The sequence below is a fragment of the Chryseobacterium ureilyticum genome, assembly GCF_900156735.1.
Taxonomy (GTDB): Bacteria; Bacteroidota; Bacteroidia; order Flavobacteriales; family Weeksellaceae; genus Chryseobacterium; species Chryseobacterium ureilyticum.
Genome location: NZ_FTOL01000001.1, coordinates 851,949 through 870,257 on the forward strand (window position 1 = coordinate 851,949; position 18,309 = coordinate 870,257).

Consider the following 18,309-nt stretch of genomic DNA (forward strand, 5'->3'; position numbering starts at 1 on the left):
TTGTATTTAAACTCGACGTATTGACGATGAAATCTGGTTTTCTAAGAGCATTTATGGGCGTGAAGTCGATAAAAATCGGTTTCAGACTAGAAATATGTTAAAATTTTAATGATTTTGGCTAAACTTTTTTCACTCCAGCTAGGCTGGAATCACCATAAAACCTATATTTGCAGCCTAAATTTTTAAATATAATGAAAGAACTAATTGAAAAAATCAACGCAGAATTTGAAGCGTTCACTACTGAGGCAAACCAACAAGCGGAAAAAGGAAACAAAGCAGCTGGAACTAGAGCTCGTAAATCAGCTTTAGAATTAAGCAAATTGTTCAAAGAATTCAGAAAAGTTTCTGTAGAAGAAGCTAAGAAGTAATTCTCCTTTAGCCGGCTTTTGGAGCCGGTTTTTTTATTTCCTTATTTTGACAATTCTGATGTGTCATTTCAGAGAATATATACTAATCAACATGAATGGTAGAGATTTGGAGATCATCAATAATCCTAAAAAAGATGTAATCTAGAATTACTCGTGAATTCGTGGCATTTTTTTCTAAGCGAATGCATATCCATATAGCTTCTTCAGCGACAAAGTCACACTTCTTAGCTTCCTAAAATAAAGCATTTGCATCGTTTATCCTTTACGTTTAAAAAAGCTGTTTCTTATATTAAGGTTAACTAAACTTTTTCTCTAGCTCCTATCTCTTTTATAACCAATCCGAAAATAGAAGATTAAAAATAGTTCTGTTACTGATTCCATATGCCTTTAAATGCTCTGGAAACTGCTTTTTCTGTAATACTATTGAATTTTACACTCATCAGTGAAAATAGCCCGGATTATTTGTATTTTAGGGGCACCAATGCTACAGGCTATTATGAAAAACTATTATTTCTTATTTATTTTCTTTTTTGGGATTTTCTCTGCTCAGAAACTTAGAGTAGTAGATGCAGAAACAGAAACTCCGGTTCCCAATGCCAGAATTATTCTTTCCAATCAGATTGTTTATACCAATGAAGACGGGTTTGCCCCGGTGGATCAGAGTGCTTCAGGATTTGAGATCTCAGCTTCTGGTTTTCAAAACGTAAAAGCGACTCAATTCAATTCAGTAATAAAGCTGAAAAGGGCGTACAAAGATATTGAGGAAGTTAAAATGGGAAGTGTAGACCTCAGAAAAATTTTTGAAGATGTAAGTAAAAATTACAAGAAAAGATATTATAGAGAACCATCGCTTTATGATGTGGTTTACAAGGAGAAAATGAGTGATAATGATAAACTTTATTTCCTGACCATTGCAGAAACTAAGCTTTGGAGTAAGGGAAATTATTATAATTATAAGGATGGATTCCAAAAAGATTATGATAATATTCTTCAGATGCAGCTCAATAATGTGAAGTACCTGAAGAAAATAAAATCAGATAATATTTTCACTACAGGAACTACAGAATTCTCTCATGAATATATGGGCAACTATTTCTTCAACTTTGAATTAAACAGGGTATTGTTTCATTTAAAAACCAAAGGAACAAAATCTACGGGGTGGATGGTGTTTGAAGAAAGGGATGAGCAGCAGGTCGTCTTTACAATCAAATCCGGATCAGGAATTGATATGAAAGGTGAGTTTAAATACAATAAAGCGGATAAAGTCATTACTTACTTTGAAATCCATTATCTACAGGAAAACTATCCGATGGTTAAAAGGAAAACGGCTGACGGAACAGAATATGATTACCAGCTTGGAAATGCATTACTTGTTTTTGATTTTTATAAAAATAATGGAGTATATGTTCCTGCATTGAATAAGCTGGAAGGCTATAATTATATAGCCGTTTACAAAGGAGTAAAGCATGTGAAAAGTATGAGTAGAGAACTGATTTACAATACCTTTAAAAAATCTGATGATAACGGACTTACACCAAGAGTAGATTTCAGTAAAAATATCTGGGAAAACGTTCCGGTGGAAGAAAGTAAGAATAATACCATTTTACTTTCAGAGGAAGAGCAGACGTTTGTGAACGGGAAATAAAATTACATTGCTATATTCATGTTTTTCAACTTGAAAAGTGTGTGGAATATTGAAAGAAATGTAGATTTTATGCACATTCCTTCACTATCTCCGTAATTTCTGCTATCTTTAAACCAATCAATATACATTATGAGGATAAATAGATTTTTTGCAGTACCGGCTGTCATGCTGGCTACCCAGTTTTCATGGGCTCAGGTAAAGGTAGATTCAAAGGAGAACCTGAATCCTATCGTAAAAAGTTTTGTAGATGAAGTAAATAACAATTCCCAGCTTGAAGGAATGGCATACGAGCTTCTGGATGGGATAGGACCCCGTTTAGTGGGAACTCCGGAGATGCTTGCTGCTAATGAATGGAGTGCAGGAAAGCTTCGTTCATGGGGAATAGACGCCAATCTTCAGCAGTTTGGAACATGGAAAGGATGGCAGAGAGGAACTACCCATGTAGATATGGTATTTCCACGTGTAAAATCACTGGCTGCAACGCAGTTGGCATGGAGCCCTGCTACTAAAAAAGCAATTGAAGCTGAAGTAGTGGTTCTTCCCAAAGTTTCAAATAAAGCAGAATTTGATAAATGGCTTCCATCTGTAAAAGGAAAAATCGTGCTGATGGCACAATATCAGAAGATAGGACGTTCCGATGAGCAGATTAAAGAATTTGCTACCCCTGAACTTTATGAAAAGCTTAAAGAAGAAAAAGCACAGGCTGCCAAAGATTTTACAGCTTATGTAAAGAATATTGGTTATGATAACAATACCCTTCCTCAGGCGTTAGAAAATGCAGGAGCAGCAGGAATCGCTATTTCAAACTGGACCGGAATAATGGGAGCCAACAGAATTTTTGGAGCAAAAACATCCAAAATTCCAATGATTGACATTGATGTGGAGGATTATGGAATGCTTTACAGAATGGCAGAAAAGGGAGCTCAGCCTAAAATAAAGATCGATGCTCAATCTAAAGTATTACCGGAAGCGAAGAGCTTTAACACCATCGGAATGATCAAAGGAAAAGAAAAGCCTGAAGAATATGTAATTCTTTCTGCTCACCTTGATTCTTGGGACGGCGCTCAGGGAGCAACAGATAACGGAACGGGAACACTGACAATGCTTGAGGCAATGAGAATCCTTAAAAAATACTATCCAAACAACAAAAGAACGATTGTTTTAGGACTTTGGGGAAGTGAAGAACAGGGATTGAACGGTTCAAGAGGCTTTGTAGCAGATAATCCTGAGATTATAAAAGGAGTACAGGCTGTATTCAATCAGGATAACGGTACAGGACGTGTGGTAAATATCAGCGGACAAGGATTTGTGAAAGCCTATGATTATATCGGAAAATGGCTTGATGGAGTTCCGAAAGCAGTAAGAAGCCACATCAAAACCGACTTCCCGGGAATGCCTGGCGGTGGTGGTTCTGATCATGCATCGTTCGTAGCAGCCGGAGTACCAGGGTTTTCTTTGGGATCTCTGAACTGGGGATATTTTGGATATACATGGCATACCACAAAGGATACGTATGATAAAATTGTCTTTGATGAGGTGAAAAATAACGTGATCTTAACGGCTGCATTAGCTTACATGGCATCCGAAGATCCAGAATTTACCAACAGAGAGAAAAGAACAATGCCTAAAGATGATAAAGGGGAAACGATTCAATGGCCTGAAGCAAAAGAGCCAAGAAGAAGCTCTAAAGATTATAAATAAAAACAGCTTAAACGCTTATTGATATATAAGGTTGTCTCTATGAGGCAGCCTTATTTTTTTATAATGTGTATGAATACGTTAACTCCAGTTTTTGTGTACATATTCCCGCATTAAAAAATACAATGAAAAAACAAACGGATGCAAAAAGATGTGGGTGCGGGATTTTTAATTTTAAAAACTTTTGAAATTAAAAAACACACTTTATGGAAAGAAATATCCCGAATCGGGAAGGTCCTGTTCATGAAATTAATTCTAAGAAGCAGAACATTTATTTTGTAAAATCAGGAGAAACACTGGAAAGTATTTCAGAGAGTTTAAACCTTGAAAACCCAACATATCTTCGGGACTATCATAACGAAAGATGCCAGCCTTTTGATATCATTCCTGAAGAAGGGACATTAAGGCTCCTTCAGAAAATCTATATTCCTGATTCGGAAGAGATTATACAGATCAATGCATTGATAAAACAACGGGGAGAAAGCCTTTATCACAAGTTTTCCGAAGGTAAAATCCCTTTCGATATAGAGAAACTTCAAGGCAATTATCAGGTAAAGCAGTCCGAAAGTGATGATGAAGCTAAAAAAAGCGAGTATGCCTATACCCTGAACTTTAGCTTTATCAAAGAAAAAGAAGAGAGGTATTATATCGATTTTTCAATGAGTGATTTTAAAAAAGATGGTCAGGAGCCGGAAGAAAAAATTAATACGCTGGCTTCTGCTTTTGTGAGAGTTATTTATCCGATTACATTCGTGGTGGATCATGCAGGAAACCTTACCGATGTTCAAACTCATAAAGATATTGGTCAAATCATTGATGAAATTGAAGAATTAAAGAAATATCACTCCGGTTCCTATGCTGCTTCACATATTGATCAAATGAAGCATAAGATAGCTGATCCACAGGTGATGTTTGAAAGCCTGAAGAATATATTGGCTATACAGTTTCTCTTAGGGCAGTTTTATCAGGCTGTTTATATGAGAAATATTTCGGTTCCTTACAACAGTGAATTTTCATGGCTGGCTCCGGCTTCTCCTATCAGAATGGAAATGGTTAATCAGGTCTTATCACAGTATGAATCTGGATTTTTAGAGATATTACAGGTCGGTAAGTCAAGAGATTATCGTACTGTTCAGGAGCTGTATTATACTGATCAGGAATATGATCCGCTTGCAAAACTTTATTCCAAATCATTAACAGCAGAGCATTTTGCCATCTATAGTTTGAATTCCGAGGATTTTTCGATCCGGAAAATAAAAGCTGATTTTAAAATCCAGATTGCAGATTATGAGAAGACCATCACCTTTGAGCTGGAGAAAATAACAGAATAATGAATCATTGAATCACCAAAAACACAAATAGATGTCAGAAAACTTATCAGAACATGACGGGAAACATTTTGTCATTCAGAAGGGCAAAGCTCAATGTAATCAGGGCGATCAGTTTCCGCAATTTAAAGTAAACTCCCATCAGAAACATTACTGGAATAGCAGGAAAACACCAGAAGATCATCTTGCCGTAACAGAAGATGATATACAGTTCAATCCTGCAGGACCAAGCTTTGGGAAATGTAAATTAAAGCCCACTTCAAACGGTTATTTGCCTTGTGCATTTGCTCCTGCCGGAAAATGGCAGAAAACATATCCTAATGTAAAAGTAATGGATAGAAGCTGTCTTTCGGAGATCTCTGAACTGATGTGTAGTACAGGAAGGAAAATTACAGTAAAAGAACATGGGCAGACTTCTACAATCAACAGACAGAGCATTACCATGGCTGATACCCAAAGCTATCATATGATTAATCCGTTCCTTGATCTGAAAGAATCGCAGGAAGAGTTGGAAGAACCGGATCCGATTTATGAATAATGAGTTTAAAAACTGATACAAATGGCAAAATTGATAATTACAGGGAATATAAAACCTATTGTTGGAAATACAGAAATGTATTCACTTTCTGCATTTGATAATCTGATGACTTCCAATGCTTTGTTATCTCTTTCTCCTAAAATCCAATGGAATCTTCACGTACAGGATAAAAAAGGCTGGCGGATAGCTACTGGAAATACAAAGGAAGGCGAACATATCACGTATAAATTTACCCATAAAAGTCTTCAGTATAAGTCTTTAAAAATTGTGGTAACCAGAGGGAAAGACAAAGGAGAGTTTTATATAAAGCCACAGGAAGCAGAAGAGTCCAAAATAACCCGTGTGGATATACTGGATATTAATGGACAACGATTACCGAAGGGAAAGCGGCTGCATTATACTGAAACTTTAATTGTAAAGGCGCATTGTGTAGGAATGTTCGGGCAGAAAGTTTCTTTTACTCTTTGGGAAGATGATGCGATAGGAAAGGGACACGATCCGGTGATCAATATGATGAATAGAATTAATCCTATGCCTTTGATCGGAGAAGTGGATCATCAAGGTATTGCTCGGGTTGTTTTCAGGCTTCCAAGTTATACAATGGCAGTTCAGATTGCCAATGCCGGGCTGGCAAAAGGTGACCGGAGCGAAGACAATACTCATGAATATTATGTGACTGCAGAATTGGTTTCCAAACATATTCTGGTAGCAAGCCCTAATGTAAACGTCGTGAATCCTACCCATCTTCCTGATCCCGTCAAAAAACCGAAATCAGATGAGGTTAAATCTACCTCTGCAAAACCTCCGGTTAATTCGCCCCATAAAGAAAAGATAAATAAGCCCAAACCTAAAGAAGAAACCGCAAAGTTTCCCCAAAGTCCGGCTGCTAAGAAACAGGCAGATCCTGAAGGGAAAATCTTAAGTGCTGAGTTTACGGACGGAACTGGAAAGACTTTGAAAAATGCTAAAACAGGTGATGTTGTATCAATTAAAATGGTCACTCAGAATATGAAAGAGAAGAATGTAATAGTGAGAATCTGGGAAGAAGATTTTTCCCGATATAGTAATGATCTTCTCTACGAAAAAACAGTGACTTTACGATATCATACCTGCAATGTGATCAATAATGTAAAGCTGACCCGTCAAATGTATACGAAAAGCAACGAATGGGGCGAAGGCAGCGAACGAGAGTATTTTATAGAAGTTGAACACCTTAATACCTCCGTAACCTCTCAGGTGATTCCGGTAAGTGTAGATGGTGAAAAGGCGGAAGTGGATGAGAATGATTCTGTTGCGGTGATTAAGGAAATAAAGGAAGAGAAAAAAGAAAGTAAGGTCTGTGAATGTGAGGCTAGGGTGAGGGCTTATATGAGAATGCTTAGAGTAGGAGAAGCAACAGGAGAATTAATTAAGTCCTCAAAATATAATAAAGAGACAAGGAAAAGCGAAATTATATATATATCGCATGATTTTCAAAAAGGCTATATAACTGCATTTGGAGGGAATAAAATAACAGACCTAAGTACACATCCACAAAAAAAATATGGAGGTTCGTCAGCTGCAGGAGCTTATCAAATAATGAGATATAGCTGGTGGTGGTTAAATGGAGAAAAACTAAATAAAAACAAATCAAAAGCGGGCATTTATGAAAGCCATCATGATTATATAAAAAAATATAAAATTTCTGATTATTTCCCTGAATCTCAAGATAAAGTTTGTGTTATAATAATGAAGCATAAGCAAAAAGGATTATTAGAATTAATCATTAGTAATAATATAGAAAAAGCAATTAGAAATCAAGGGAGTGCGGAATGGGCTAGTTTACCTTATGATGGTGATACAAGCAGGTATGAATATGAAGGAAAACAGCAACCTGCAACACCTTTTAAAACCTGTATGGAACATTATGAGAAATTTTTAAAAGATGAATTAAAAGGTATAAGTCCTTTGCATTTAAAAAAAGGATTTTTAAAAGAGTTTGGTTATGAGTGTTGTGCTGAGTCTTTAAAAAAAGAATCAACTTCGGAAGGCAATGGGAAATGGAGAAATCCTATTGATAATCCTATGCTTTGCCTTTACTCGCAAGGTGGAGGGTTTAAGCCTTGGCATGGCTCCTTTGGAGAAAAAATTAGAGATAATACTACTAAACATACCGGAAATGACTTGCTAGCTATTCCGGGTACTAAAGTATATGCTTGTTTAAAAAGTGTTGTACATAAAATATATACCTCTGGATCCATGGCAGGAAACGTTGTTGTTTTAAAAGTACTGGATACGGAAACATTTAAAAGCATAAAACGGAAAGATTATGTTCCTAAGTATAAATCGAAAAGTGAAATATTAGAAAAAGGATTTAATGAAAACGGTACAATATATCTTACATTCTGGCATTTAAGTAAGAATGATTTTTTTAAAGAAGGAGATGAGGTCGAATATAATGATGTTATTGGTTTAACAGGAATATCAGGTTGGAAAGGAAAAAACTTTACCACCAGAAACCCTCATCTGCATTTTGAAATATCTAATATTGGTTCAGCAAAAGGTCTGGATGGGAAATGTAATCCATCTGTTTATTTCAAATTCAAAACTGAAGATGAGCTATCTCAGTCTGAAATAAATTTTCAAAACAAATTAAAAGACAAAGAATGGAAATAAAGAGAATTAATAAAATTATTCTACTACTGGTAGTACTATTCTTTTATGGTTGTAAAGAGCAAAATGAAAATCAAAATCCGGCTCCTGTAATACAAGACACTCAAACAAAAAAATCACATTTTGAGCTGCAAAAAAAAGTGTCTAATAATGGCAATGTTTTTCAATATGCGGACATGATATTTGAGATAAAATCAAAAGAAGAATTATATGATATATTAATAAATAATGATGAATTTTTTACGGAGATAATTTTAGATAGTCCGGATTTAAATATCTGGTATTATAAATACAATGAAGATAGGATTATTTTATTGGAAGGTAATGATTATTATGGCTCTTCTTTTTATGCATATCATCTGATCAATAATAACCTTTTTTATCTTGGTGATTTTACAATACAGCAACTTAACATTGAGAATGAAAAACCGTATAAAAAGGAGTTTGAAATAAATATTGAAAAAGATAAAGTAATTATACAGGCATTATTAAATGGCAAACCATCAATAAAAAATGCGTATAAGGATCACGTAAACCAAATAAGAAAAAAAGACCTTTCAATAAATCCACAAATAGTGGGAAACTTGGCTGTTAAATGGCTAGGAAAATATCATACAACCCTGACTAATGATAAGAAAAGTACAGATAGTAGAGATACAGATACTGTGGAGTTAATTATTAAAAAAGATTCTGTAGTTTTTCATGTTGACAGATATTGGGGAGAATATAATTATCTACTTCGGGCGTCAGAAGTAGAAAACGGCATTAAACTGACTTTTGATAAAGTACTGGATGGGGATGTAACTGATGTATTACAAAAGACTAACGATTTTGGAAGATTGTTCTTTGATGGGAAGAATTACTATTGGCAATGTCCTTACCTTGATATGTATTACAATAATAATAACAAAAAATATGTACTTAATAAAATGAAGTAATTGTTAAAAATTAGGAACTATACGAATCGGGAAATGAAAAAGACCTAATTTCAACACTCATCATCCTTTGTTATCACCAATCTTTATACTGAACAATTAAAATGAAAAATAAAGTAAAGAGACTATCATATATTATCTTCTTGATGTACATGGTAAGTTCCTGTCAGTCAAAAGAACAGAAACCATTAAATAAAAGTAATATATCATATGAATCCAATAATCATGAGCCTAATCTATTTATTAGTGAAAAAAGATTAGAAGTTATTGAAAAAAGATCTGATAAACCCAAACCAAAGTCATGCACATTAGATAATCTTTCTGCTCAATATAGTTTTATATGGAAAGCAACAGCATATTCCAATGAAAACGATCAGGAATACCCTACATCAGCATTGATCATTATAAAAAATAAGCAAAATGGTAAAGAGCAGGAGATTTATTTTGAACCTAATTCATGGACATCTTATAAAGATTTGACTTGTAATGAATTGGTTGTGAAAGATTTTAATTTTGATGGACTTGAAGATATTGCAATAGTATGGGAAGGGCGGAAATGCAGGAAAAATATATGAGTATTATTTTCAGGATAAAAATGGTGCTTTTTCACCAGTGGAGTCTTTTCCTTTACAACATGGGATGCTTGCTGAAGAATTTGATGCAGCCCATAAAACGATTACAACTCGAAGTATTGTAGGATGTTGCCATGCAAATATCAATACCTATAAGCTTAACCCTAATGGAAGCTGGGAATCTCTTTCAGAACAAAAAGAAATAAAACAGAATAAATGATAAAATATCTATGGATACTGGTCACTTTGGGAATGTTTTCTTGTATAAAAGATAGAACAGTAAAAAATAAGAGTTCAAAGGATTCTGTACCATTAATGGGTAGAAATATTAGTAATGTTGAGATCGAAAATAATGATTCATTGAGTGAAAATGAATTGGAAGGAGAAGAAGAATTTATATCAGAAAAATTGTTTCAAAAATGGAAAGGAGAGTATCGTTACTTTTTCCAATATATAGATCATAATGGGATATCATCAGATTTGAAAGCTAATATTAATTTAATAAAATCAGATAGCTGTGTTTTTGAAAGTTGGTTTGAAGATCCAAATGATGAACAGCATAATAAAAATGGGTACTTAAAAATGCTTGGACATATATATGTTTCAGATGATAAAAATCTTAAGATTATTTTTTTAGAAAATACCATATTAAACGGTGGATCTCCTAATTTGGATCCGGTTTTTACATTGATAAATAAAAAGAACCAGTTTTATATTGAAAGTTTTTTGACCTCTCCTCCTCACAACGGAATCATCGAAATGCCAATACAGAAAACAAAATAGGATAATTCTAAAACTTTAATCTGTTCAAAATACAAAAGAGCTGTCACAATGACAGCTCTTTATTTATGGGTTAAACATAAAGCTTCAAATCAGGGAACTTTATGATTGACGGGTCGTATTCTGAGGTGAGTTCTCCAAAGCCATATTTACAAAAAATAAAAGGCAGCCCGTTGGAGGTGGCAGAATCATAATCGGTTTGTGTATCACCGATGTAGACGGAGTTTTCTATAGATAAATGATTTCTATCCATGAGAAGCTTTATATTCTCTGCTTTAGGCTTTTGCGTTCGTCCGTGAGATTCAAAATCCGTAAAGAGCCTATTGAACTGGTAATATTCTAAAAACGATTCAATATATCCATCCTGGCAATTGCTGACAATAAAGAGGTTGTGTGTATTACTTAAACTTTTTAAAGTATCTTCAACACCATCGTACAAAATACCGCCCTGCACACGCAGTACTTTATTCTCCTGAGAAACAATCTCTGAAAGAATATCCTGAACCTCGCTGTCTGAAGTTCCCGGGATAATGTCCTTTACAATATCTTTTGCTAGCAGACCCATATATTGATCCATATCCTCAGGTTTTAATTCCCTGTTGATCAGTTGGCGTCGGGTTAAAACTTCATTCCATATTCCGATAATCGTTGCTCTGGGGTCCCATAAAGTACCATCCAGATCGAATATTAAATTTTTATATTTCAAAGTGTATTTTTTTTAACGTGTTAATTTTTATAAGTAAGTTGGTTTTCAGCGAAGCTCATCTCACTATTCTTAAAATCTTAAAACTCCTTAATGTTTTAAATTAAGGTGGGTACATACAATAATTTTACATCATTGTCATTGACTACATCGAATCTTCGATTTCTGACGAAGGAAGAATCTAAGCCAGATTATGAGATTCTTCCTTCGTCAGAATGACAGGTTCATAATAATAAAATAACTGCATTAGTGCAGAATTGTATGTAATTACCTAAATTAAAAATGTTTATATCTACAAAATCATACTCAGCTGCACTCTTTTTCTAGCCTCATCCACTTCCGTTACCTTCACTCTTACATGTTGATGAAGTTTCACCACCTCATTTACATCCGATACAAAACCATCCTTCAGCTGCGAAATATGAACTAAACCACTTTCTTTGATTCCGAGGTCTACAAAGCATCCGAAAGCCGTTATATTATTAACAATTCCTGGTAAGATCATACCTGCTTTTAAATCCTTAATGCTTTTTACATTAGGATCAAACTCAAATACTTTAGCTGCTTTTCTTGGATCTAAGCCCGGTTTTTCAAGCTCTTTTAAAATATCTTTGATTCCTAAAATTCCTATTTCTTCTGTAATATAGCTTTCAGGTTGTACCAAAGCAATTTTATCCTTATTGGCAATCAGTTCATTGGTTTTAATGCCTAAATCTTTAGCCATTTTCTCTACAATTCCATATGCCTCAGGGTGAACGGCAGAATTATCCAACGGATTTTTTGAATTGGCAATTTTCACAAATGCCGCTGCCTGCTGAAATGCTTTTTCGCCAAGCCTTGGTACCTTTTTAAGCTGTTTTCTGTCTTCAAAAGCTCCGTTTTCAGCGCGGTAATTCACAATATTTTCAGCCATTTTCTCACCGATTCCGGAAACATAGCTAAGCAGAGATTTACTTGCCGTATTAAGATTGATTCCTACAGAGTTTACACATTTCATTACCGTAGAATCCAGTTCATTTTTCAATTGAGTCTGATCCACATCATGCTGGTATTGTCCCACACCAATAGATTTAGGGTCAATTTTTACCAGTTCAGCCAACGGATCAGAAAGTCTTCTTCCGATAGAAACCGCACCACGTACCGTTACATCATAGGTTGGAAATTCATCCCTTGCAATTTTACTGGCTGAATAAACAGATGCGCCCGCTTCAGAAACCACAAACACCTGTAAAGGTTTATCAAAAGCTATTTTCTTGATGAAAAATTCCGTTTCACGGCTTGCTGTTCCGTTTCCGATAGAGATCGCTTCAATATTATAAGCATTTACCATGGAACGGATTTTTTTCATTGCCATTCCGCTTTCATTCTGGGGAGCGTGAGGGTAGAGGGTCTCATTATGAAGGAGATCACCTTTTTCATCCAGGCAGACTACCTTGCAGCCACTTCTGTAACCGGGATCAATTGCCAGAATCCTTTTTTCACCTAAAGGAGGAGCCAAAAGTAGTTGACTCAGATTCTCAGAGAAGATCTCAATCGCTTTTTTATCAGCCTTTTCTTTTGCCTCCTGTAAAGCCTCATTGGAAATGGCAGGTTCTAAAAGTCTTTTATAACTGTCCTTTATCGCTAAAGCGATCTGATCAGAACTTTCATTATCAGATTTAATAATCGCTTTTTCAATAAAATCAATAGCCTCTTCTTTATCAATTCCCACATTTACTTTTACAAAGCCTTCCGCCTCTGCTCTTAACATGGCAAGAAGCCTGTGAGAAGGAGTTCTGCTGAGGTTTTCTTCCCATTCAAAGTACTGGGAGAACTTCTGTGCATCTTCCTCATCTTTTTTAGCTTTAACAACCTTTGAAGTGATCCCTGCTTTACGTTGGTACAGTCTTCGTAGATTTTTACGGACATACATATTCTCATTGATCCATTCCGCCATGATATCCCTTGCTCCCTGAAGTGCTTCCTCTTCCGATGGAACGTCATTGTTCAGGTATTTTGAAGCAAGAAAATGAACCTCATTGTTTTTCTGGCTCATGATGATCTTAGCGAGAGGTTCCAGTCCTTTTTCCTTAGCCGTATCAGCCTTGGTTTTTCTGCGCTTTTTGAAGGGTAAATATAAATCTTCCAGCTCCTGAATATCAAAGCTTTCTTCAATTCTTTGCTGGAGTTCCGGTGTTAAAGCATTTTGCTCTTCTATAGATTTTAAAATAGATTCTTTTCGCTTTACAATCTCTTCAAACTGTTTACTGATCTTTGAGATTTGCTCGATCTGCGTTTCATCAAGATTTCCTGTTTTATCTTTTCGGTAACGGGAAATAAAAGGAATAGTACAGTCTTCGGCTAATAATTGTAACGTATTGTTGATGCTCTTCTCAGAAATATTGAGCTGCTTCTGTATAAATTCTACGGTCGTCATTGTTCTGTTTTTCGGATAGCTAAAATAGGGTTTTGAAGTGAGAAAAGGTAGAATAGTTCTCCTGAAATTTACGAATTGAAAAAGTAGGATAATAAAAATCCCCCGTATTGGAAGACGAGGGGGCTTAAATGTTTTCACAACGGAATAATCCTTATTGTGAATTGCTTTCAAAATTATTAGTACAAATATAGAAGAAAAAATCTTTTAGGTGATTACGGGAATCCTCATTTTAAATATTTTTTTTATTTCTATTTTTATAAGGTATCTAAAATTAATAATGATGATTAAAAATATACTTGGATTAGATTTGGGAACCAACTCCATTGGCTGGGCATTGATCAGACAAGATTTTGAAAATAAGTATGGAGAAATTCTTGGAATGGGAAGTAGGATTATTCCGATGGATCAAAAAGTTCTTGGAGAATTTGGTTCTGGAAATTCGGTTTCGCAAACTGCTGACAGAACAAAATACAGAGGAGTGAGAAGACTACGTGAAAGATTCCTTTTGCGAAGAGAAAGACTTCATAGAGTTTTAAATGTTCTGAATTTTTTACCTATACATTATGCTTCTCAGATAGATTTTGAAAAGAGGTTTGGAAAGTTTAGGGAAGAAACAGAACCTAAACTGGTATATAATAACGATGGATTTATTTTTAAAAATTCGTTTGGAGAAATGCTTGTTGATTTTAAAAAGCATCAACCACAGCATTTAGAAAATGATAAAAAAATTCCTTATGACTGGACGATCTATTATTTACGTAACAAAGCCCTAACTCAAAAAATAGAGAAAGAGGAATTAGCCTGGATTCTTTTGAATTTTAATCAAAAACGTGGTTATTATCAGTTGCGTGGTGAGGAAGAAGAAGAGAATCCGAATAAACTGGTTGAGTTTTATTCTTTGAAAATTGTAGATGTTTTAGCGGATGAACCTCAAAAAGGGAAATCAGATATTTGGTATTCTTTAGTTTTGGAAAATGGCTGGATTTATAGACGCTCAAGCAAAACACCATTGTTCGACTGGAAAGATAAAACGAGAGATTTTATTGTTACGACTGATTTGCATGAGGATGGTAGTATTAAAACAGATAAAGACGGGAATGAAAAAAGAAGTTTCCGTGCGCCGAGTGAAAACGACTGGACACTTGTAAAGAAAAAGACCGAACAGGAAATAGAAAAATCTCATAAAACTGTTGGGACATACATTTATGAAACGCTTCTTCATAATCCAAAACAAAAAATTAAAGGAAAACTGGTTCGCACCATTGAGAGAAAATTCTATAAAGATGAGCTGAAACAGATTTTGGAAAAACAAAAAGAATTTCATACTGAATTACAAAATGATGATTTGTATAGCGATTGTGTGCGTGAATTATATCGAAATAATGAAGCCCATCAATTGACTTTAAGTAAAAAAGATTTTGTTCATCTTTTTATCGAGGACATTATTTTTTATCAAAGACCTTTAAGAAGTCAGAAATCATCCATTTCAAATTGTACATTGGAGTATAGAAGATATAAAGATAAACATGGGGTGGAACATACACAATATCTCAAAGCAATTCCGAAGTCTAATCCATATTATCAGGAATTTCGTATCTGGCAATGGATGTACAATCTGAATATTTATAAAAGAGATGATGATACCAACGTTACAAAAGAGTTTTTAAATTCGACAGAAGATTTTGAAAATCTATTTGACTTTCTAAATAACAGAAAAGAAGTTGAGCAAAAAGCGTTACTGAAACATTTTAAATTAAATGAAAAAACACATCGTTGGAATTTTGTAGAAGATAAAAAATACCCTTGCAACGAAAGCAAAACAATGATTTCATCACGGTTGGATAAAGTTGAAAATATTTCTGAAAACTTTCTAACGAGCGAAATTGAACATAAGATTTGGCATATCATCTATTCTGTCAACGATAAAATTGAGTATGAAAAGGCATTAAAATCTTTTGCTAATAAAAATAATCTGGATGAAGTTTCTTTCTTTGAAGCTTTTAAAAAATTCCCACCTTTTAAAAACGAATATGGTTCTTTCTCTGAGAAAGCCATTAAAAAATTATTGCCTTTGATGCGAGTTGGTAAATATTGGGATGAGGATGAAATTGTAAAAAACAGCGACACGTATTTTAAAAATATTGGAGATTTATTAGGAAATATTGCACGGAAAGAAGAAAATATTTCCGATGAAGATAGAAAGAAATATAACAAGACAGTCAATCTAAAACTTCGTGAAGAATTGGAGATTTTTCAGGATGCAGAAATAGCTTCTTTTCAAAAGTTAAGATTGCACATAGCACAATATCTGGTTTATGGGAGACATTCGGAAGCATCTATAATAGGCAAGTGGAATTCTGCTGATGATCTGGAAGAGTTCTTAAAAGAGTTTAAACAACACTCACTTCGTAACCCGATTGTTGAGCAGATCATTACCGAAACTTTACGTGTGGTAAAAGATATTTGGATGAAATACGGAAATGGAGCAAAAGACTTCTTTAACGAAATTCATATCGAGTTAGGGCGTGAGATGAAGCTTCCTGCTGAAGATAGAAAGAAATTAACGAGCCAAATTTCTGAAAATGAAAATACAAATCTTCGTATCAAAGCTTTATTGGCTGAAATGATGAATGATAGTTCGGTAGAAAATGTTCGCCCATTTTCACCGATGCAACAAGAGATTTTAAAAATATATGAAGATGGAGTCTTGAACTCAGGTATTGAAATTGAAGATGAATATCTGAAAATCAGTAAAACTGCTCAACCTTCATCTTCTGATTTAAAAAGATATAAACTTTGGCTGGAACAAAAATACAAATCGCCTTATACAGGACAAATTATTCCGTTAAATAAACTGTTCACACCAGAATATGAAATTGAACATATTATTCCTAAAAGCCGATATTTTGATGACAGTTTCAGTAATAAAATTATTTGTGAGGCTGCAGTTAATAAATTGAAAGATAATTATATAGGGCTTGGGTTTATTAAGCAATTTGCAGGGACTATTGTTGAACTTGGTTTCGGGAAAAATGTAAAAGTTTTTGAAATAGAAGAATATGAAGATTTCATTAAAAAACATTATGCTAATAATCGAGGTAAGAGAAATAAGCTTTTATTAGAAGAGATTCCTGAAAAAATGATTGAACGCCAGCTGAATGATACCCGTCATATCAGTAAGTATGTATCAGGTGTGCTTTCTAATATTGTGAGAGTGGAAGATGGAACAGATGAAGGTGTGAATTCCAAAAATATAGTTCCAGGAAACGGAAAAATTACAACACAGCTAAAACAGGATTGGGGATTGAATGATGTTTGGAACGATTTGATTCTGCCACGATTTGAAAGAATGAATCAATTAACCAATTCAACGGATTTCACGGCTTGGAATGAAAATCATCAGAAATATTTGCCAACCGTTCCGATTGAATTTTCAAAAGGATTTTCAAAGAAAAGAATTGACCATCGTCATCATGCTTTGGATGCTTTGGTAATAGCTTGTGCCACGAAAGATCATGTAAATTTGCTCAACAATCAATCGGCGAAATCAGATACTAAACGTTATGATTTGAAGAAGAAACTGATGAAGTTTGAGAAGGTAGTTTACAATCATACACAAACAGGAGAGAAAATCGAAAGAGATATTCCGAAACAATTTCTGAAACCTTGGGAAACCTTTACGATTGATGCCAAAAATAGATTGGAAACAATAATCGTGAGCATTAAGCAAAACCTTCGTGTTATCAATAAAGCTACTAATCATTATGAAAAATATGTGGATAAAGATGGCGTGAAAACAAAAGAAAAGGTGGAGCAAACCGGTACAAATTGGGCGATAAGAAAGTCGTTGCATGAAGAAACAGTATCGGGGAAAATAACCTTATCATGGGTAGAAACGAGTAAGGGAGAATTTATAACTGCGACAAGAAAACCTTTAGACTCAAGTTTTACTTTTGAGAAAATCAATAAAATTACAGATACAGGAATTCAGAAAATACTTAAAAATTATCTTGAAGCAAAAGAAAATAATCCAGAATTAGCTTTCTCAGCAGAAGGAATTGAAGACTTGAATAAAAATATTGAGAAGTATAATGATGGGAAATCACATCAACCAATTATAAAAATTCGTCTATATGAAAAAGGAAAGGGGCGATTTGTTTTAGGACAAACGGGAAATAAAATAAATAAATATGTTCAAGGTTCTCCAAATTTATTTTTTGCAATATATAAAGATGAGAATGGGAAAAAGGTTTTTGAAAGTATTCGTTTAGATATAGTTATTGAAAGATTAAAGCAAGGTTTACAAGCCATTCCGGAAACAAATCAAAATGGAGTTTCTTTGTATCAAAGTTTGTCACCTTTAGATTTAGTTTATATTCCAACAGAATATGAGCTGGAATCACCTCATATTCTTGATTTCAGTAAATTAAATAAAACTCAAATTACAAGATTATATAATACAAATGATTTTTCAGGTGTAACAGCTTATTTTAGTCAGAATTCTTTTGCCAAACACATTTATCCAAAGGAAATGGATTTAAGCTGGAATGAAAAAAAACAAAAGCTTTCCGGATCATTTGATTCTAAAACAGCTTCTTACAATAATACATCTATAAAAGATATTTTTATTAAAGTGAAAGTTGATCGTTTAGGAAATATTTCAAAAGCATAATT

Annotated in this window: 13 protein-coding genes; 11 read left to right on the plus strand and 2 right to left on the minus strand. The window is 34.2% G+C overall.

The features are described from left to right. The first annotated feature begins 191 nt into the window (after positions 1-191). The 10 genes from BW983_RS03580 (at position 192) to BW983_RS03620 (ending at position 10,519) form a co-directional block, all read left to right on the plus strand. Positions 192-368, plus strand: a complete 177-nt coding sequence (locus BW983_RS03580; RefSeq protein WP_027373301.1) for a histone H1 — start codon at positions 192-194, stop codon at positions 366-368. A gap of 496 nt (positions 369-864) precedes the next feature. Beyond that, positions 865-2,013 (plus strand): hypothetical protein, encoded by a 1,149-nt coding sequence (locus BW983_RS03585; RefSeq protein WP_076549975.1) that lies wholly within the window; start codon positions 865-867, stop codon positions 2,011-2,013. 129 nt (positions 2,014-2,142) lie between these two features. Next, positions 2,143-3,714, plus strand: a complete 1,572-nt coding sequence (locus tag BW983_RS03590; protein ID WP_076549976.1) for a M20/M25/M40 family metallo-hydrolase — start codon at positions 2,143-2,145, stop codon at positions 3,712-3,714. Between the two features lie 203 nt (positions 3,715-3,917). Beyond that, on the plus strand, positions 3,918-5,042 hold the full coding sequence (locus BW983_RS03595) for a hypothetical protein (RefSeq protein WP_076549978.1): 1,125 nt from the start codon (positions 3,918-3,920) through the stop codon (positions 5,040-5,042). Positions 5,043-5,073: 31 nt separating this feature from the next. After that, positions 5,074-5,577, plus strand: coding sequence for a DUF4280 domain-containing protein (locus tag BW983_RS03600; RefSeq protein WP_076549980.1), 504 nt, complete (start codon positions 5,074-5,076; stop codon positions 5,575-5,577). Positions 5,578-5,598: 21 nt separating this feature from the next. After that, positions 5,599-8,232 carry a peptidoglycan DD-metalloendopeptidase family protein gene (locus BW983_RS03605; protein ID WP_076549981.1) on the plus strand — a complete coding sequence of 878 codons (2,634 nt, stop codon included), beginning with the start codon at positions 5,599-5,601 and terminating at the stop codon, positions 8,230-8,232. Next, on the plus strand, positions 8,223-9,167 hold the full coding sequence (locus BW983_RS03610) for a hypothetical protein (RefSeq protein ID WP_076549983.1): 945 nt from the start codon (positions 8,223-8,225) through the stop codon (positions 9,165-9,167). The genes BW983_RS03605 and BW983_RS03610 overlap by 10 nt, the downstream gene beginning before the upstream one ends. 101 nt (positions 9,168-9,268) lie before the next feature. Next, positions 9,269-9,739, plus strand: a complete 471-nt coding sequence (locus BW983_RS03615) for a hypothetical protein (protein ID WP_076549984.1) — start codon at positions 9,269-9,271, stop codon at positions 9,737-9,739. Further along, the gene (locus BW983_RS23800) at positions 9,732-9,956 is read left to right on the plus strand and encodes an XAC2610-related protein (protein ID WP_394333179.1); all 225 of its coding nucleotides are present in this window, start codon (positions 9,732-9,734) and stop codon (positions 9,954-9,956) included. The genes BW983_RS03615 and BW983_RS23800 overlap by 8 nt, the downstream gene beginning before the upstream one ends. Next, positions 9,953-10,519 (plus strand): hypothetical protein, encoded by a 567-nt coding sequence (locus BW983_RS03620; protein ID WP_076549986.1) that lies wholly within the window; start codon positions 9,953-9,955, stop codon positions 10,517-10,519. The genes BW983_RS23800 and BW983_RS03620 overlap by 4 nt, the downstream gene beginning before the upstream one ends. Before the next feature lie 70 nt (positions 10,520-10,589). Here BW983_RS03620 and BW983_RS03625 read toward each other — a convergent pair whose 3' ends face one another. Both BW983_RS03625 and BW983_RS03630 read right to left on the minus strand, forming a co-directional pair. Then, positions 10,590-11,222 carry an HAD family hydrolase gene (locus BW983_RS03625; protein ID WP_076549988.1) on the minus strand — a complete coding sequence of 211 codons (633 nt, stop codon included), beginning with the start codon at positions 11,220-11,222 and terminating at the stop codon, positions 10,590-10,592. Positions 11,223-11,511: 289 nt separating this feature from the next. Further along, positions 11,512-13,635 carry a Tex family protein gene (locus BW983_RS03630; protein WP_076549989.1) on the minus strand — a complete coding sequence of 708 codons (2,124 nt, stop codon included), beginning with the start codon at positions 13,633-13,635 and terminating at the stop codon, positions 11,512-11,514. A 277-nt stretch (positions 13,636-13,912) separates the two neighbouring features. Between BW983_RS03630 and cas9 the strand changes: the two genes are divergently transcribed. Further along, the gene (cas9, locus tag BW983_RS03635) at positions 13,913-18,307 is read left to right on the plus strand and encodes a type II CRISPR RNA-guided endonuclease Cas9 (protein ID WP_228408948.1); all 4,395 of its coding nucleotides are present in this window, start codon (positions 13,913-13,915) and stop codon (positions 18,305-18,307) included. Positions 18,308-18,309: the final 2 nt, after the last annotated feature.

Bases quoted from the DNA above. Each gene is read 5' to 3' on its own strand.
- cas9 (WP_228408948.1), top strand. From the start codon at position 13,913: ATGATGATTAAAAATATACTTGGATTAGATTTGGGAACCAACTCCATT.
- BW983_RS03580 (WP_027373301.1), top strand. From the start codon at position 192: ATGAAAGAACTAATTGAAAAAATCAACGCAGAATTTGAAGCGTTCACT.
- BW983_RS03630 (WP_076549989.1), bottom strand. From the start codon at position 13,635: ATGACGACCGTAGAATTTATACAGAAGCAGCTCAATATTTCTGAGAAG.
- BW983_RS03610 (WP_076549983.1), top strand. From the start codon at position 8,223: ATGGAAATAAAGAGAATTAATAAAATTATTCTACTACTGGTAGTACTA.
- BW983_RS03585 (WP_076549975.1), top strand. From the start codon at position 865: ATGAAAAACTATTATTTCTTATTTATTTTCTTTTTTGGGATTTTCTCT.
- BW983_RS03600 (WP_076549980.1), top strand. From the start codon at position 5,074: ATGTCAGAAAACTTATCAGAACATGACGGGAAACATTTTGTCATTCAG.
- BW983_RS03620 (WP_076549986.1), top strand. From the start codon at position 9,953: ATGATAAAATATCTATGGATACTGGTCACTTTGGGAATGTTTTCTTGT.
- BW983_RS03605 (WP_076549981.1), top strand. From the start codon at position 5,599: ATGGCAAAATTGATAATTACAGGGAATATAAAACCTATTGTTGGAAAT.
- BW983_RS03595 (WP_076549978.1), top strand. From the start codon at position 3,918: ATGGAAAGAAATATCCCGAATCGGGAAGGTCCTGTTCATGAAATTAAT.
- BW983_RS03590 (WP_076549976.1), top strand. From the start codon at position 2,143: ATGAGGATAAATAGATTTTTTGCAGTACCGGCTGTCATGCTGGCTACC.
- BW983_RS03615 (WP_076549984.1), top strand. From the start codon at position 9,269: ATGAAAAATAAAGTAAAGAGACTATCATATATTATCTTCTTGATGTAC.